Here is a 16,700-nt window from a genome sequence, read left to right as displayed (position 1 = left end):
AAATTAAGAGGTCATGATGAGCACTGAAATCAAAACTCAGGTCGTGGTACTTGGGGCAGGCCCTGCAGGTTACTCTGCTGCCTTCCGTTGCGCAGATTTAGGTCTGGAGACCGTCATCGTAGAACGTTACAGCACCCTTGGCGGTGTTTGTCTGAACGTCGGCTGTATCCCTTCTAAAGCGCTGCTGCACGTAGCAAAAGTTATCGAAGAAGCCAAAGCACTGGCTGAACACGGTATCGTTTTTGGCGAGCCGAAAACCGATATCGACAAGATTCGTACCTGGAAAGAAAAAGTTATCACTCAGCTGACCGGCGGTCTGGCGGGTATGGCCAAAGGCCGTAAAGTGAAAGTGGTTAACGGTCTGGGTAAATTTACCGGGGCAAACACCCTGGAAGTTGAAGGCGAAAACGGCAAAACCGTGATCAACTTCGACAACGCAATCATCGCGGCGGGTTCCCGTCCGATCGAACTGCCGTTTATTCCGCATGAAGATCCGCGCGTGTGGGATTCCACCGATGCACTGGAACTGAAAACTGTTCCTAAGCGCCTGCTGGTAATGGGCGGCGGTATCATCGGTCTGGAAATGGGTACCGTGTACCATGCGCTGGGTTCAGAGATCGACGTGGTTGAAATGTTCGACCAGGTTATCCCGGCTGCCGACAAAGACGTGGTTAAAGTCTTCACCAAGCGCATCAGCAAGAAATTCAACCTGATGCTGGAAACCAAAGTGACCGCCGTTGAAGCGAAAGAAGACGGTATCTACGTTTCCATGGAAGGTAAAAAAGCCCCTGCCGAAGCTCAGCGTTACGATGCTGTGTTGGTTGCTATCGGTCGTGTACCGAACGGTAAAAACCTCGACGCGGGCAAAGCTGGCGTGGAAGTTGACGACCGTGGCTTCATCCGCGTTGACAAACAGCTGCGCACCAACGTGCCGCACATCTTTGCTATCGGCGATATCGTCGGTCAGCCGATGCTGGCACACAAAGGTGTTCATGAAGGTCATGTTGCCGCTGAAGTTATCGCCGGCAAGAAACACTACTTCGATCCGAAAGTTATCCCATCCATTGCATACACTGAACCAGAAGTTGCATGGGTTGGTCTGACCGAGAAAGAAGCGAAAGAAAAAGGCATTAGCTACGAAACCGCCACCTTCCCGTGGGCTGCTTCTGGCCGTGCTATCGCTTCCGACTGTGCAGACGGTATGACCAAACTGATTTTCGACAAAGAATCTCACCGTGTTATCGGTGGTGCGATTGTCGGTACCAACGGCGGCGAGCTGCTGGGCGAAATCGGTCTGGCGATCGAAATGGGTTGTGACGCTGAAGATATCGCGCTGACCATCCACGCGCACCCGACTCTGCACGAGTCAGTGGGTCTGGCGGCAGAAATCTTTGAAGGCAGCATTACCGACCTGCCAAACCCGAAAGCGAAGAAGAAGTAATCTTCTCCCTTTTGTGAAAACGCCTCTTCGGAGGCGTTTTTTTTTGCCTGAAGCTACCCGTTATTTCGGGCAACATGCCGGGTGGCGCTAGTGCTAACCCGGCCTACGGCTTAACCTCGCTTTACGGTGCTACAGGTTGCCAGTTTTTATCCGGATGGAATGTGGTTAACGCTTGTGCTTTCTGCTGTGATTCAACACCGAGATCGGCCTGATAGACTTTATCATCACCGTTAATCATAAAACTCATCACGCCGGTGTGATCGTAGCTAACGGGCCAGGCCACCATGGCAAAGCCGCTGGTTTTATCGGGAAGGATACGAAAATGATAGCCGTGATAGCCCGTGCCCGGTTCCTGTGGACTAAAGGCCGGGCCAAGCGGGCTTGGCGCTTCGCCGGGCGAAACAGGCCAGTACAGACCATCCTTTTTCCCTTCAGAACTGACAATCTTTTGCGCGTATTTCTGGTTCATCGCAAAATAGCTCTGCTGAGCATCCACATAGGCGTGCAACGCCTCGATGGCAGCAAGTTCGTTGCGTCCAATCTCACGGGTCAGGATCTCTTCGGCCGCTTCCTTGATATCAAATTGCCAGCCTGAAGCGTTTTTGACGACCGGGATTGGCAGTTGCCAGTCGCTGTCCCCAACCACAAGATGCGCCGTATTGCCGTCGATAACGGTGCTATGGCGAACCTTCCAGTCGCGCAGGAAGCGGTCAACCGCATCAGGATCGACGCCTTCTGGCGGCAGAAAATCACGCCAGTTTTCCCCGAGCAGATTGCTCATTGCACTTTCATTTTGCTCACTGATCGCGTTTGCCAGCGCATCGGTTGCCTGGTCTGGTGTACTGAAGGATTGTTGTGCCATCGCGGTGGCCGAAACCATGAACAACACCATTCCACTGAGTAGTTTATTTTTCATGTCGGTTCCCTTAACGATGACGGAATTCACGGTGTTCAGCACGCCCGCCAGAAGGCTGGCGCGATGGCTGATTACGGGCGACCTGCCGGCTCTGGGCACCTCGCTGTTGCTGTGCCTGCCAGTTGGCGGAGCGGCTGTCGTTACCGCTCAGCGCATTGGCGCGCGGCTGATTGGTTCGCTGTTGAAGATTGCGCTGTTGCACATTGCGTTGCTGCGCCGGTTGCGTGACCCGTTTCTCCTGTCGCTGGGCGACTGCCTGGCGATTCTCACGTTGCTGTGTGCTTGTCCGTTTTGCGGTTTGCGGCTTGGTATCGTAACCGCGGTAGTTATTACGCTGTGAAATTTGCTTCAGCTGTTGGCTGGACGCCTGACGCTGAGCGTCTTTCGTGCCCGAGCGCGCTGTCTGTGGGAATGTTTTCCCCGTTGATTTTTCCATTTGGCTCATCGCAGCCTGGCGCTGGCTATCACGATTGACCGGTCTTTGCTGGGTCGAACTTAAGCCCGTAGCTGTGTTAGTGGAGTGGAAGCGGTTATTGAGTTGGTTATTTGGGTATGGCACACCCTCACGATAGGCCGGGTTGTGCTGCCAGGTACGGTTGGCGTCTGTCAGTCGTTGTCCACTGATTTTATTGAAGTTATCAACGTTAATGTTGATGTTGTTATCACCATTACGGTTATAGCCGCCATGGTTATCCCAGTCATCATTATGATGGTGATCGTCGTCATCCCAGTCGATGTTGCTGAAGATGGCATAGGTTGTGGCAACACCGAGGCTGAAGCCTAAACCGTTAACGAAGCTGTTGCCAAACTGCTCGCCGGGCGTTGGTGGCAGATAGGTTGGCGGATAGGCGGTATTCGGCCAGGTACCGTAAACCGTATTCGGGTTATAGGTTGGAACGTACACCACCTGCGGATCGGCGGATTCAATCTTGATAACCGTTGGGCTTGTTGAGGTGGTCGTGGCTGTTGTGGTCGCTGAACTGGTCGTCGACTCGCTGGTGGCGGTTTTAGCTGGCGCTGCTTTGGTCACAGTAGTGACAGTCTGTTGCGGTGTTGATTGCAACGCACCGGTCTGTTGCGCCAGCGCACGCAGACGTTGAACGGAATCCATGACATCTTTCGGTTGTGCGAGGAAAGCATCGCCCAGGCTTTGTACCCACGGCGGATTTTCACCCATCAGCGACATCAACTGAGGAAAGGCGACCAGCGATTTCACGCTGGGATCCCAGGGCTGGCTGGCAACGGCCTGAATGGCGGCATCGCCCTGCATTTTGGGATTGTCTTTTGACCACTGTGCGGCCTGGATGACGTTAGCCGGATAAGTTGAGGCCATCAAAATTTGCGACAGCAGCGAGTCTGGATAGAGCGCAATAGGTGCAACCCACTGATCGATTTGTGCTGCCGAGTAGGTTGGTGCCACAACGGGCGCTGTTTGGTCGGCCGGGGCAGGGGCCGCTACGGGAGCTGGAGCCGGTGCTGACGGTTGCTGTGCAACGGGGGCCGGAGCTGCAGGTTCCGTTGTGCGACTTTTAACGAACATCACGCCAGAGGCGGCAAACAGCCCGGCACTGCACAAAAGGACAAGCAGATGTGGCTTAAGGGGCAACTTCATAAAATGACTCCAACGAGACAAGCGCTGTGCCGTGAGGCGTTCCTGTTGCCGCGAGTATTATTCACCCGTGTTAGACAGTTTTGACTTTTATTGGGGATTCGCCCGGTAAGTCCGGAAAAAGAGTGTGAAGATTTATTACACAATTATATCTGATGGCGGGAAAATCGCTGGAATATTCAGCCGATCGCGCTTAAAAATCAACCGTTTCAGGGAGGTTTCAGGCAGCCTAAATTGCGTTGCGCCTTGTCGCTATACCATTCTTAACGATTCAGCCAATTTTTTATGTTGCTTTTTTGTAAACGGATTAACACTTAGTGAAAATCCTGTTATTGTGCCTTATGCGGTACCGGGCATTTACCCTACTAACTACTGTCTCACAGGAGCGTGAAGAGAATCGCCCATCTACAAAAGCGCCGCATTATGACAATGAGAGCGAGGAGATATCGTCGTGCTAGAAGAATACCGTAAGCACGTAGCTGAGCGTGCTGCCCAGGGGATTGTGCCAAAACCTTTAGACGCAACCCAAATGGCTGCACTTGTCGAGCTGCTGAAGACCCCGCCTGTGGGCGAAGAAGAATTCCTGTTAGACCTGTTGATCAACCGCGTTCCTCCTGGCGTAGATGAAGCCGCTTATGTTAAAGCTGGTTTTCTCGCCGCTGTCGCGAAAGGCGACACCACCTCCCCGTTGGTTACCCCGGAAAAAGCCATTGAACTGCTGGGCACTATGCAGGGTGGTTACAACATTCATCCGCTTATCGACGCGCTGGACGACGCAAAACTGGCGCCAATTGCCGCTAAAGCGCTCTCTTCAACACTGCTGATGTTCGATAACTTCTACGACGTAGAAGAAAAAGCCAAAGCGGGCAACGAATATGCGAAGCAGGTAATGCAATCCTGGGCTGATGCCGAATGGTTCCTGAACCGTCCTGCCCTGGCTGAAAAAATCACCGTTACCGTCTTTAAAGTGACGGGTGAAACCAACACCGATGACCTTTCTCCGGCACCGGATGCATGGTCTCGCCCGGATATCCCTCTGCACGCGCTGGCGATGCTGAAAAACGCCCGTGAAGGTATCGAACCGGATCAACCGGGCGTTGTTGGCCCGATCAAACAGATCGAAGAATTGCAGAAAAAAGGTTACCCGCTGGCTTATGTGGGTGATGTTGTTGGTACCGGTTCTTCGCGTAAATCCGCGACCAACTCCGTGCTGTGGTTCATGGGTGACGACATTCCTCATGTACCGAACAAGCGCGGCGGTGGCCTGTGCCTCGGCGGCAAAATTGCACCTATTTTCTTCAATACCATGGAAGATGCGGGCGCACTGCCGATTGAAGTGGACGTGTCGAACATGAATATGGGCGACGTGATTGACGTTTACCCGTTCAAAGGCGAAGTACGCAACCACGAAACCGGCGAACTGCTGGCAAGCTTTGAGCTGAAAACTGAAGTCCTGATCGACGAAGTTCGCGCCGGTGGCCGTATTCCGCTGATCATTGGTCGCGGCCTGACTACCAAGGCGCGCGAAGCGATGGGTCTGCCACACTCAGACGTATTCCGTCAGGCGAAAGACGTGGCGGAAAGCAGCCGTGGCTTCTCCCTGGCACAGAAAATGGTTGGCCGCGCCTGTGGCGTGAAAGGTATCCGTCCGGGCGCGTACTGCGAACCGAAGATGACCTCCGTCGGTTCTCAGGATACCACTGGCCCAATGACCCGTGACGAGCTGAAAGACCTGGCGTGCCTGGGCTTCTCTGCTGATCTGGTGATGCAGTCCTTCTGCCACACCGCGGCCTATCCGAAGCCGGTGGACGTCAATACGCACCATACGCTGCCAGACTTCATCATGAACCGTGGTGGTGTCTCCCTGCGTCCGGGCGATGGCGTTATCCACTCCTGGCTGAACCGTATGCTGCTGCCGGATACCGTTGGCACCGGTGGTGACTCCCATACCCGTTTCCCTATCGGGATCTCCTTCCCGGCAGGTTCTGGTCTGGTGGCGTTTGCTGCGGCGACCGGCGTGATGCCGCTGGATATGCCGGAATCCGTTCTGGTGCGTTTCAAAGGCAAAATGCAGCCGGGCATCACCCTGCGCGATCTGGTTCACGCCATTCCGCTGTACGCGATCAAACAGGGTCTGCTGACCGTTGAGAAGAAAGGTAAGAAAAACATCTTCTCTGGCCGCATCCTTGAAATCGAAGGTCTGCCGGATCTCAAAGTGGAGCAGGCGTTCGAACTGACCGATGCCTCCGCTGAGCGTTCCGCTGCCGGTTGTACCATCAAGCTGAACAAAGAGCCGATCGTTGAGTATCTGAACTCTAACATCGTTCTACTGAAGTGGATGATCGCAGAAGGTTATGGCGATCGTCGTACGCTGGAACGTCGTGTGCAGGGCATGGAAAAATGGCTGGCGGATCCGCAGCTGCTGGAAGCCGACGCTGACGCAGAATACGCGGCGGTGATCGACATCGATCTGGCGGATATCAAAGAGCCAATCCTGTGTGCACCGAACGATCCGGACGATGCGCGTCTGCTTTCTGACGTACAGGGCGAGAAGATTGACGAAGTGTTCATCGGCTCCTGCATGACTAACATCGGGCACTTCCGTGCCGCTGGTAAGCTTCTGGATGCGCACAAAGGCCAGCTGCCGACGCGTCTGTGGGTGGCTCCGCCAACCCGTATGGACGCCGCTCAGCTGACTGAAGAAGGCTACTACAGCGTATTCGGTAAGAGCGGTGCGCGTATCGAAATTCCAGGCTGCTCTCTGTGCATGGGTAACCAGGCGCGTGTAGCCGACGGCGCAACGGTGGTGTCGACCTCTACCCGTAACTTCCCGAACCGTTTAGGTACCGGGGCAAACGTCTACCTGGCTTCTGCGGAGCTGGCGGCGGTTGCGGCGCTGATCGGCAAACTGCCGACGGCGGAAGAGTACCAGACCTATGTGGCGCAGGTAGATAAAACGGCCGTAGATACTTACCGTTATCTGAACTTCGACCAGCTGTCTCAGTACACCGAGAAAGCCGATGGTGTGATTTTCCAGACCGCGGTGTAATGCGCTAACGCGTTTTGTGTAAAAACACATCAATGCCCGGAGAAGTCTGCTTCTCCGGGCATTTTTATTTCTATTCCTTATACCCGCTACGCTTTTTTTCTGCCGCGCTGCTGCGATAATTACAGCAAGGCGCAATGCGGTATTGGCGCATTGCCGGGAGCAGAGGAAGACATTATGGATTACGAATTTCTGCGCGATATTACCGGAGTGGTAAAAGTGCGTATGTCCATGGGCCACGAGGTGGTGGGGCACTGGTTTAATGAGGAAGTGAAAGAAAACCTGGCCTTACTTGATGAAGTGGAACAGGCAGCGCGTGCGGTTAAGGGCAGTGAGCGCTCCTGGCAGCGAGCAGGGCATGAATACACGCTCTGGCTGGATGGCGAAGAAGTGATGGTCCGCGCTAATCAGCTGGAGTTCTCTGGCGATGAGATGGAAGAGGGGATGAGCTACTACGACGAAGAAAGTTTTTCGCTCTGTGGTGTAGAGGACTTTCTTCAGGTTGTGGCGGCATACCGCGAATTTGTGCAACAGCGTTAATTCATGCGGAGCCTGAGGGCTCCGCAAAACTTTCTATTTAACGTAGGCCAGCAGGCTCAGGGAGTCACGCGCCAGCGCTTTGCATTTCTTTGCCGTTGGGATGCCGATACCGCTGAGATCGCGGTAGCTGTCTTCACCCAGCGCTTTCATATTGAAGGTGTCGTAATTACTCAGGTCCCACTGGTTTTGCTGGGCAAAAAAGACCAGTGCGCGACGAATCTGCCCATTAGGCAAATTCTGGTATCCACAGTCATTTTTCAGAAAAACAAAAACTGCCGTTAAATCGGCCATATCTTCGGCTTCGGACTCGCTGAGCGCGTAGCTATTTGCGCATACGGCCATCAGGCTGCCGAACAAAACTGTTCTGAAAAACGTCTTCATTGCTTCTACCACTGCATCACGGAATTTAAACGTTAGCATACTGCGAGCGAAGCGACGACCTTTATTATTAGCCGTTCACTTGACCTTCCCGTAAGGGGAAGGCTTATGCTTAAAAGATAGCCTGCTTAAGCTGCTGAATATAAGGAAGTGATTATGCAACGTCGTGACTTTTTAAAGTACTCCGTGGCGCTGGGCGTCGCGTCAGCGTTACCTCTGTGGAGCCGGAGCGTATTTGCCGCAGACCGCCCTGCATTGCCCATTCCTGACCTGCTAACCGCGGATGCCTCAAACCGTATGCAATTGGTGGTGCAAGCCGGAAAATCGAGCTTTGCTGGTAAAACAGCGACGACCTGGGGATATAACGGCAATTTACTCGGACCTGCGGTCAAGCTGAACAAAGGGCAATCGGTGACCGTGGATATCCATAACCAGCTTGCCGAAGAGACGACGTTGCACTGGCACGGTCTGGAAATCCCCGGTGAAGTCGACGGTGGGCCGCAAGGCATTATCCCGGCGGGCGGGAAACGTTCAGTGACCTTCACGCCGGATCAGCGGGCGGCAACATGCTGGTTCCACCCGCATCAGCATGGAAAGACCGGCCGTCAGGTAGCGATGGGGCTGGCCGGACTGGTGCTGATTGAAGATGAAGAGATTCGCAAGCTGATGCTGCCTAAGCAGTGGGGCATTGATGATGTACCGGTGATTATTCAGGACAAACAGTTCTCTGCTGATGGGCAGGTTGATTATCAACTGGACATCATGACCGCCGCCGTCGGCTGGTTTGGCGATACGCTGCTGACCAACGGGGCGATTTATCCTCAGCATGCCGCACCGCGCGGCTGGCTGCGTCTGCGTCTGCTGAATGGTTGTAACGCGCGCTCGCTGAACATTGCAGCCAGCGACAATCGTCCTTTGTACGTCATTGCCAGCGACGGTGGACTGTTGGCGGAGCCGGTAAAAGTGACCGAACTTCCTATGCTGATGGGCGAGCGCTTTGAAGTGCTGGTGGATGTCAGTGACGGCAAAGCTTTTGATCTGGTCACTCTGCCAGTCAGCCAGATGGGGATGGCGATCGCGCCATTTGATAAGCCGCACCCGGTGATGCGCGTTCAGCCGCTGCTGATTACCGCTTCCGGCACGCTACCAGATTCGCTGATATCCATGCCATCGCTGCCGTCACTGGAAGGGCTGACGGTGCGCAAACTGCAATTGTCGATGGATCCGATGCTCGACATGATGGGCATGCAAATGCTGATGAAGAAATACGGCGCTCAGGCCATGGCGGGGATGGATCATGGGAAGATGATGGGCCATATGAATAATGACAATATGGGCCACGGCAATATGAATCATGGCAATATGAACCACGGTGAGATGGGGAATATGCAGCATGGCGATATGGGCAATATGAAGCATGGATCATTCGACTTCCATAATGCCAACCGAATTAATGGTCAGGCGTTTGATATGAATAAACCGATGTTTGCCGCGGCGAAAGGGCAGCATGAACGCTGGGTGATTTCCGGTCAGGGCGACATGATGCTGCATCCGTTCCACATTCACGGCACGCAGTTCCGCATTCTGTCTGAGAACGGCAAAGCGCCAGCCGCACACCGCGCGGGATGGAAGGACACGGTGCGGGTAGAAGGCGGCGTGAGCGAGGTGCTGGTGAAGTTTGACCACGACGCGCCAAAAGAGCATGCCTATATGGCGCACTGTCATCTGCTAGAGCATGAAGATACCGGGATGATGCTCGGCTTCACTGTCTAAAAAAATCGCGTTGTGCTTATCCGGCCTGCGGAAATCTCTCGTAGGCCGGATAAAACACAGTCTCTTTACAGCGTTTCATCGCACGACTCCCTCCTCCTGCAAATTCTGCTATTGCACATAAAGTAATCGCCTTTGAAGCCGATAATCATTGGGTACCCAATGTGAGTTCAATGGATGAAATACTATGATTAAAAATGTGCGCGTTATTACCGGCATTCTTCTGGTTCTCGCCATTTTCTGTTTGCTACAGGTCGTGACAGGAAGCTTTTTTTATTCTGCGGTAAACAATGATCGCCATAATTTCCAGAACTCAGGCACCCTGAACGCCCAACAGGAAAATCTGAGTGATAGCGTCAATACGCTGATTAAAACCCGGGTAACGGTAACCCGTGTAGCAATTCGTTTCTTAAAGAACCAACGCGATCCGGCCTCACTGGCGGCAATTGATACTTTGCTGAAAACGGCGAGTGAGTCAATGAAGAAGGCTGAGGGATACTTCGCGCATTATCAGTCATTGCCGCAGGTGTCGGGGCAGAATCCGCAAATTGCATCTGAAATGGAAAAACAGTATCGGCAGATGCACGACGTGATGGCGTTATCGATAGAGTATCTGCGCGCGAATAACTATCAAGCCTATGGCGATCTTGATGCTCAGAAGGCGCAGGATGAGATGGAAGCCAGCTATGACCAGTGGCGTAACGAAAATAACGCGCTGCTTCAGCACGCGGCGGCGGAGAATCAGCACAGCTTTACCCGCATGCAATGGACATTAGGGGCAATTGTCGTCGCTGTGCTCATCGTTCTGGGCATGATCTGGAGCGGGTTGCAGCATATGCTGCTTAAACCCCTGGCGCAGATTATGGAGCATATTCGCATTATTACCCGTGGTGATTTGACCCATCAACTCGACGTCCAGGGACGTAATGAAATGGGGCGTTTGGCGACGGGCTTAGATGAAATGCGACAGTCGCTGATTTCGACAGTCACGTCGGTGCGTAACAGCTCAGAAACGATTCATAGCGGCGCAGCGGAAATCTCATCAGGTAACAACGATTTGTCTTCGCGTACCGAGCAGCAGGCCGCTTCACTTGAAGAGACAGCCGCCAGCATGGAACAGCTTACCGCGACCGTGAAGCAAAATACGGACAATGCGAAACAGGCAACTCAACTGGCTAAGAATGCGTCTGATACTGCCGCACGTGGTGGACGGGTTGTTGATACTGTCGTGCATACAATGAGTGAAATTGCCGGTAGTTCACAGCAAATTGCGCAGATCACCAGCGTCATCGACAGTATTGCTTTCCAGACCAATATCCTGGCGCTCAATGCGGCGGTTGAGGCTGCCAGAGCAGGAGAGCAGGGCCGCGGATTTGCTGTTGTGGCGGGCGAAGTCCGTACCCTGGCAAGCCGTAGCGCTCAGGCAGCCAAAGAGATCAAGGCGTTGATTGATAACTCAACCCACAGCGTGGGGATGGGATCTCAGCAGGTGTCGGACGCGGGTAAAACAATGAAAGAGATTGTCGCTGCGGTTACCCGCGTGACGGACATCATGGGGGAAATCGCCTCAGCCTCGGAAGAACAGAGTCGGGGGATTGAGCAGGTGAGCCTCGCGGTCTCGCAGATGGACAGTGTCACACAACAAAACGCCGCGCTGGTAGAGGAGTCTGCCGCCGCCGCCGCTTCGTTGGAACAACAAGCTGAACAGTTACGCCTGGCCGTGGCGGCATTTCGCATCACTCGCGATGCCTCCAACAGTGAGCATCGAAAACCACCTAAGGATACTCCACGAGCGACCTCCGCGGGGAGTTCGCCACAAGACCCACACTGGGAAACGTTTTAGCCACAGTCTGCCGTGCGCTCCTGGTGTTGATTAATAAGCGTACAAAAAACGCCGCAAACGGGTTCTCCTGTGAACTATCAGAGGAACCCGCTCTCTTTACTGGTATACTTCATCAACTGAATTGTTTGTATGCTGTCGCAAGTTTTGTGGTTAGAGCGGGTCGCCGTCTGTCAGTCGGTGTATCAACGTAAGCGCTTTCTTTCGATCTGCATGATGTGTCAACTGATAAAAATCAGTGAGTTATAGGGTTTATGAAACATACTGTTGAAGTGATGATCCCGGAAGCGGAGATCAAAGCGCGTATTGCTGAACTGGGGCGCCAGATTAACGAACGTTACAAGGACAGCGGCAGCGATATGGTGCTGGTTGGTCTGTTACGTGGCTCATTTATGTTTATGGCGGATCTGTGCCGTGAAGTGCATGTCTCCCACGAAGTCGATTTCATGACGGCATCCAGCTACGGCAGCGGAATGTCTACCACGCGTGATGTTAAAATCCTGAAAGACCTGGATGAAGACATTCGTGGCAAGGACGTGCTGATTGTCGAAGACATCATCGACTCCGGCAACACGCTGTCTAAAGTGCGTGAAATTCTGAGCCTGCGCGAGCCGAAATCCCTGGCTATTTGTACGCTGCTGGATAAACCATCTCGTCGTGAAGTGAATGTTCCGGTCGAGTTTATCGGCTTCTCTATTCCAGATGAGTTTGTGGTCGGTTACGGCATTGACTATGCCCAGCGTTATCGCCATCTGCCGTATGTTGGCAAAGTGGTGCTGCTGGACGAGTAATCCCGCAGGCGTCTGATGGCGCAGGTTTGTAGGCCGGGTAAGGCGTAGCCGCCTCCCGGCAATGTCACATCATTTATGGTTGCTGTGTTTCTGACTCAGGTTAGACAAGCCCTGACGATAGCGCTGCTCCAGCGTTTCACGACTGGTGGCGGTAACGTCCAGATCGCGCAGCAGACCGTCATGAATACCGTAAGCCCAGCCGTGAATAGTGACTTTCTGACCACGCTTCCAGGCTGAACGCATAATGGTTGAGTGGCCCAGGTTATAGACCTGTTCCATCACATTCAGTTCGCACAGGGTGTCCATGCGACGTTCCTGCGGCATTTCACCCAGCAGTGAGCTGTGTTTGAACCAGATATCGCGGATGTGCAGTAACCAGTTATCAATCAGCCCCTGTTCTTTATTTTCAATCGCCGCCTGGACGCCACCGCATCCATAGTGGCCGCATATAATAATATGTTCCACTTCCAGCACATCCACCGCATACTGAACCACTGAGAGACAGTTCAGGTCGGTGTGAATAACCAGATTAGCAACATTACGGTGAACAAATAATTCACCCGGTTCAAGACCGGTTAAACGTTCAGCGGGAACGCGGCTATCGGAACATCCAATCCATAGAAAACGCGGATTCTGGGCATGCGTCAGCGTTTCAAAAAATCCGGGATCCTCTTCTACCAGCATCTTTGACCATAGTGCATTGTTGCTGATGAGTGTATCTATGTCTTTCATGGAGTTGTACGACCCGAAGCCAGATAAATTCGATGGGCTAATATAGGGTAACTCCAGCATTAATTAAACTATATATAAAATGTCAGAACGTAAGGTAAGTAAAAAACCATGACCATTGCTCTGGAACTTCAACAACTTAAAAAAACCTATCCCGGTGGCGTTCAGGCGTTACGCGGCATAGATTTGCAAGTCGAAGCGGGTGATTTTTATGCGCTTTTGGGACCGAATGGCGCAGGAAAATCCACCACCATTGGGATAATCAGCTCGCTGGTGAATAAAACCTCCGGGCGGGTGAGCGTCTTCGGATACGATCTCGAAAAAGATACGGTTAACGCGAAACGCCAGCTTGGTCTGGTACCGCAGGAGTTTAACTTTAACCCGTTTGAAACCGTGCAGCAGATCGTGGTCAACCAGGCGGGTTACTACGGTGTTGAGCATAAAGAAGCGGTCAAACGCAGCGAATTATATTTAAAGCAGCTCGATTTATGGGAAAAGCGTAACGAGCGTGCGCGCATGCTTTCCGGCGGGATGAAGCGCCGTCTGATGATTGCCCGTGCGCTGATGCACGAGCCAAAATTACTCATCCTGGATGAACCAACGGCGGGCGTCGACATTGAGCTGCGTCGTTCAATGTGGGGCTTTTTAAAGGATTTAAACGATAAAGGCACCACCATTATTCTGACCACCCACTATCTCGAAGAAGCGGAAATGCTGTGTCGCAATATCGGCATTATTCAGCACGGCGAGCTGGTGGAAAATACCTCGATGAAGAGTCTGCTCTCCAAGCTGAAATCCGAGACCTTTATCCTCGATTTGGCACCCAAAAGTCCGCTGCCGAAACTGGAAGGTTATCAGTACCGACTGGTCGACACTTCCACACTGGAAGTGGAGGTTCTGCGTGAACAAGGGGTCAACAGCGTCTTCTCTCAGCTGAGCGCACAGGGGGTTCAGGTATTGAGTATGCGTAACAAAGCGAACCGACTGGAAGAACTGTTTGTTTCTCTGGTTCATGAAAAACAAGGAGATCGCGCATGATGCAGCTTTACTGGGTTGCGCTGAAAAGCATCTGGGCGAAAGAGATCCACCGCTTTATGCGGATCTGGATCCAGACGCTGGTTCCTCCCGTCATTACGATGACGCTCTATTTTATTATCTTTGGTAACCTGATCGGCTCGCGTATCGGCGAAATGCATGGTTTTAGCTACATGCAGTTTATTGTGCCGGGGCTGATTATGATGGCGGTGATCACCAACTCGTACGCGAACGTGGCATCGTCATTCTTTAGCGCCAAGTTTCAGCGCAATATCGAAGAGCTGCTGGTTGCCCCGGTGCCGACGCACGTGATTATCGCCGGTTTCGTCGGCGGCGGCGTGGCGCGTGGCCTGTGCGTAGGCATTCTGGTCACGGCTATTTCACTGTTCTTCGTACCGTTCCAGGTGCATTCCTGGGTCTTTGTGGCGCTCACGCTGGTGTTAACGGCGGTGCTGTTTTCGCTGGCTGGCCTGCTGAACGCAGTTTTCGCCAAAACCTTTGACGATATCAGCCTGATCCCAACTTTCGTGCTGACGCCGCTGACCTATCTGGGTGGAGTGTTCTATTCGTTAACGCTGCTGCCGCCGTTCTGGCAGGGACTGTCGCATCTGAACCCGATTGTCTACATGATTAGCGGCTTCCGCTACGGCTTTCTGGGGATTCATGATGTTCCGCTGGTTACCACGTTTGGTGTGCTGGTGGTGTTTATCGCGGCGTTTTACTTGCTGTGCTGGTATCTGATTCAGCGTGGACGCGGTCTGCGTAGCTAATTCTTTCTTCCTCTCCTTGCCCAGGAGAGGAAGACTTTTGATGCTTATCACCATTACCGATTTATCACCCTGATAAACTACTTGCCTGCTAAGGAGGTAGGCAATGTTAGGTTGGGTTATTACCTGTCATGACGATAAGGCACAGGATATGCTACATCGTCTGGAGAAAAAGTACGGCCCGTTGGTCCAATGCCAGTCGGTAAATTTTTGGCGTGGGCTCAGCGCGAATATGCTCAGTCGCATGATGTGCCATGCCCTGCATGCTACAGACTCAGGCGAGGGCGTGATCTTCCTGACGGATATGGCCGGGGCCGCGCCTTACCGTGTAGCGTCGTTAATGAGCCATAAACATCCCAAGTGTGAAGTGATTTCAGGTATCAGCTATCCTTTGCTTGAGCGAATGCTTTCGTCGCGGGAATCGATGAGCAGTTCTGCGTTTCGCGATTGCATCGTCGCGCTTGGCGGCCCCGAAGTCTCCAGCCTCTGGCATCAACAACAAAAAAATCCCCCCTTCGTGTTGAAGCATGATTTGTATGAGTATTAATCATTGGTATTGATGATGCTTTTGCTACAATAACCGAGGTTTCTCGCCTCGGTTATCTCATATGGTTATGCGCGTTCTGCTTGTTGTAGTGCTCCTGTTCTCTGGCAGCGTCGCCGCGGCTTTGCCTGCTCGCTATATGCAAACCACCGAAGCGGCCGCCGTATGGGCGCAGATTGGCAATAAGATGGTGACGGTCGGGAATATTCGCGCCGGGCAGATCCTTGCCGTAGAGCCGATTGCGGCAGACTATTACGAATTCACCTTTGGCTTTGGCACCGGGTTTATTGATAAGGGACATCTGGAGCCGGTTCAGGGGCGGCAGAAAGTTGACGATGGTCTGGGCGATCTCAATAAACCGCTCAGCAATCAAAGCCTGATTACCTGGAAAGATACACCGGTTTATAATGCCCCAGATGTCGGTAGCGCGCCGTTTGGCGTGCTGGCAGATAATCTGCGCTATCCCATTATCAGTAAGCTTAAAGACCGACTCAACCAGACCTGGTACCAGATCCGCATTGGCGGCAGACTGGCTTATGTTAGCGCTCTGGATGCGCAGGAAGACAACGGCATCCCGGTGTTAACGTATCACCATATTCTTCGCGATGAAGAGAATACCCGCTTTCGCCATACCTCCACGACGACCTCCGTACGCGCGTTTAGTAACCAGATGGCCTGGCTACACGATCGCGGCTACACGACGCTGACGATGTATCAACTGGAAGGCTATGTACGCAACAACATGAATCTCCCGGCGCGGGCGGTGGTGCTGACGTTCGACGATGGCCTGAAGTCGGTGAGTCGTTATGCTTATCCGGTGTTGAAACAGAACGGTATGAAGGCGACGGCGTTTATTATCTCGTCACGCATTAAGCGCTACCCGCAGAAGTGGGATCCGAAATCGCTACAGTTTATGAGCGTCTCTGAACTGAATGGGATCAGGGACGTGTTCGACTTCCAGTCGCATACTCATTTCCTGCACCGTGTGGATGCCAATCACCGGCCAATCCTGCTGAGTCGCAGCTATCACAACATTCTGTTTGATTTTGCCCGTTCTCGCCGGGCGCTGTCCCAGTTCAATCCTCACGTCCTGTATCTTTCGTATCCGTTTGGTGGGTATAACGCCACGGCGGTAAAAGCGGCGGGCGATGCGGGATTCCACATGGCGGTGACCACGGTGAGAGGGAAGGTGAAGCCGGGAGATAATCCGATGCTGCTCAAAAGGCTGTATATTTTACGCACGGATTCGCTGGAAACGATGTCGCGGCTGATTAGCAATCAGCCGCAGGGGTAG

General features: G+C 53.0%; 14 protein-coding genes. 10 read left to right on the top strand and 4 right to left on the bottom strand.

Going from position 1 to position 16,700, the window contains the following annotated elements; translation table 11 throughout:
• Window positions 1-16 precede the first annotated feature (16 nt).
• Window positions 17-1,441 carry a dihydrolipoyl dehydrogenase gene (gene lpdA / locus OGY37_RS22320; protein WP_003829486.1) on the top strand — a complete coding sequence of 475 codons (1,425 nt, stop codon included), beginning with the start codon at window positions 17-19 and terminating at the stop codon, window positions 1,439-1,441.
• Between the two features lie 121 nt (window positions 1,442-1,562).
• Here the strand turns inward: lpdA and OGY37_RS22315 are convergent, their stop codons facing one another.
• Together OGY37_RS22315 and OGY37_RS22310 are read right to left on the bottom strand one after the other, a co-directional pair.
• On the bottom strand, window positions 1,563-2,357 hold the full coding sequence (locus OGY37_RS22315) for a DUF2950 family protein (protein ID WP_286621924.1): 795 nt from the start codon (window positions 2,355-2,357) through the stop codon (window positions 1,563-1,565).
• Between the two features lie 10 nt (window positions 2,358-2,367).
• Window positions 2,368-3,969, bottom strand: a complete 1,602-nt coding sequence (locus OGY37_RS22310; protein WP_286621922.1) for a DUF3300 domain-containing protein — start codon at window positions 3,967-3,969, stop codon at window positions 2,368-2,370.
• 448 nt (window positions 3,970-4,417) lie between these two features.
• On the opposite strand from OGY37_RS22310, the gene acnB reads away from it, so the two are divergent.
• On the top strand, window positions 4,418-7,015 hold the full coding sequence (gene acnB, locus OGY37_RS22305) for a bifunctional aconitate hydratase 2/2-methylisocitrate dehydratase (RefSeq protein ID WP_286621920.1): 2,598 nt from the start codon (window positions 4,418-4,420) through the stop codon (window positions 7,013-7,015).
• A gap of 174 nt (window positions 7,016-7,189) precedes the next feature.
• Complete coding sequence (yacL, locus tag OGY37_RS22300) at window positions 7,190-7,552, top strand: protein YacL (RefSeq protein WP_003018670.1); 363 nt, start codon at window positions 7,190-7,192, stop codon at window positions 7,550-7,552.
• 33 nt (window positions 7,553-7,585) lie between these two features.
• On the opposite strand, the gene OGY37_RS22295 is transcribed toward yacL, so the two are convergent.
• Entirely contained in the window at window positions 7,586-7,933 is a 348-nt protein-coding gene (locus tag OGY37_RS22295) for a YacC family pilotin-like protein (RefSeq protein ID WP_003018667.1), read from the bottom strand.
• 153 nt (window positions 7,934-8,086) lie between these two features.
• On the opposite strand from OGY37_RS22295, the gene cueO reads away from it, so the two are divergent.
• From cueO to hpt, 3 genes are all read left to right on the top strand, one after another.
• Window positions 8,087-9,703 (top strand): multicopper oxidase CueO, encoded by a 1,617-nt coding sequence (cueO, locus tag OGY37_RS22290; protein WP_286621918.1) that lies wholly within the window; start codon window positions 8,087-8,089, stop codon window positions 9,701-9,703.
• 184 nt (window positions 9,704-9,887) lie between these two features.
• Window positions 9,888-11,543 carry a methyl-accepting chemotaxis citrate transducer gene (gene tcp / locus OGY37_RS22285; protein ID WP_063941119.1) on the top strand — a complete coding sequence of 552 codons (1,656 nt, stop codon included), beginning with the start codon at window positions 9,888-9,890 and terminating at the stop codon, window positions 11,541-11,543.
• 251 nt (window positions 11,544-11,794) lie between these two features.
• Window positions 11,795-12,331, top strand: coding sequence for a hypoxanthine phosphoribosyltransferase (gene hpt / locus OGY37_RS22280; protein ID WP_003018658.1), 537 nt, complete (start codon window positions 11,795-11,797; stop codon window positions 12,329-12,331).
• 69 nt (window positions 12,332-12,400) lie between these two features.
• Here the strand turns inward: hpt and can are convergent, their stop codons facing one another.
• A complete protein-coding gene (gene can / locus OGY37_RS22275; protein WP_003018654.1) occupies window positions 12,401-13,063 on the bottom strand; it encodes a carbonate dehydratase in 663 nt (220 codons plus the stop codon).
• Between the two features lie 108 nt (window positions 13,064-13,171).
• Here can and OGY37_RS22270 point away from each other — a divergent pair, with 108 nt between their 5' ends.
• From OGY37_RS22270 to OGY37_RS22255, 4 genes are all read left to right on the top strand, one after another.
• A complete protein-coding gene (locus tag OGY37_RS22270; RefSeq protein WP_079937064.1) occupies window positions 13,172-14,098 on the top strand; it encodes an ABC transporter ATP-binding protein in 927 nt (308 codons plus the stop codon).
• Complete coding sequence (locus OGY37_RS22265) at window positions 14,095-14,865, top strand: ABC transporter permease (RefSeq protein ID WP_008786229.1); 771 nt, start codon at window positions 14,095-14,097, stop codon at window positions 14,863-14,865. The genes OGY37_RS22270 and OGY37_RS22265 overlap by 4 nt, the downstream gene beginning before the upstream one ends.
• A 103-nt stretch (window positions 14,866-14,968) precedes the next feature.
• Window positions 14,969-15,409, top strand: coding sequence for a PTS sugar transporter subunit IIA (locus OGY37_RS22260; RefSeq protein ID WP_286621915.1), 441 nt, complete (start codon window positions 14,969-14,971; stop codon window positions 15,407-15,409).
• Between the two features lie 61 nt (window positions 15,410-15,470).
• Window positions 15,471-16,700, top strand: a complete 1,230-nt coding sequence (locus tag OGY37_RS22255) for a polysaccharide deacetylase family protein (RefSeq protein WP_286621914.1) — start codon at window positions 15,471-15,473, stop codon at window positions 16,698-16,700.

Origin of the sequence: Citrobacter sp. Cpo030 (assembly GCF_030333005.1) — a bacterium.
GTDB classification, from domain to species: Bacteria; Pseudomonadota; Gammaproteobacteria; order Enterobacterales; family Enterobacteriaceae; genus Citrobacter; species Citrobacter portucalensis.
Note: the sequence above shows the minus strand (reverse complement) of the source record. Positions and strands in the feature narration are given on the sequence as shown.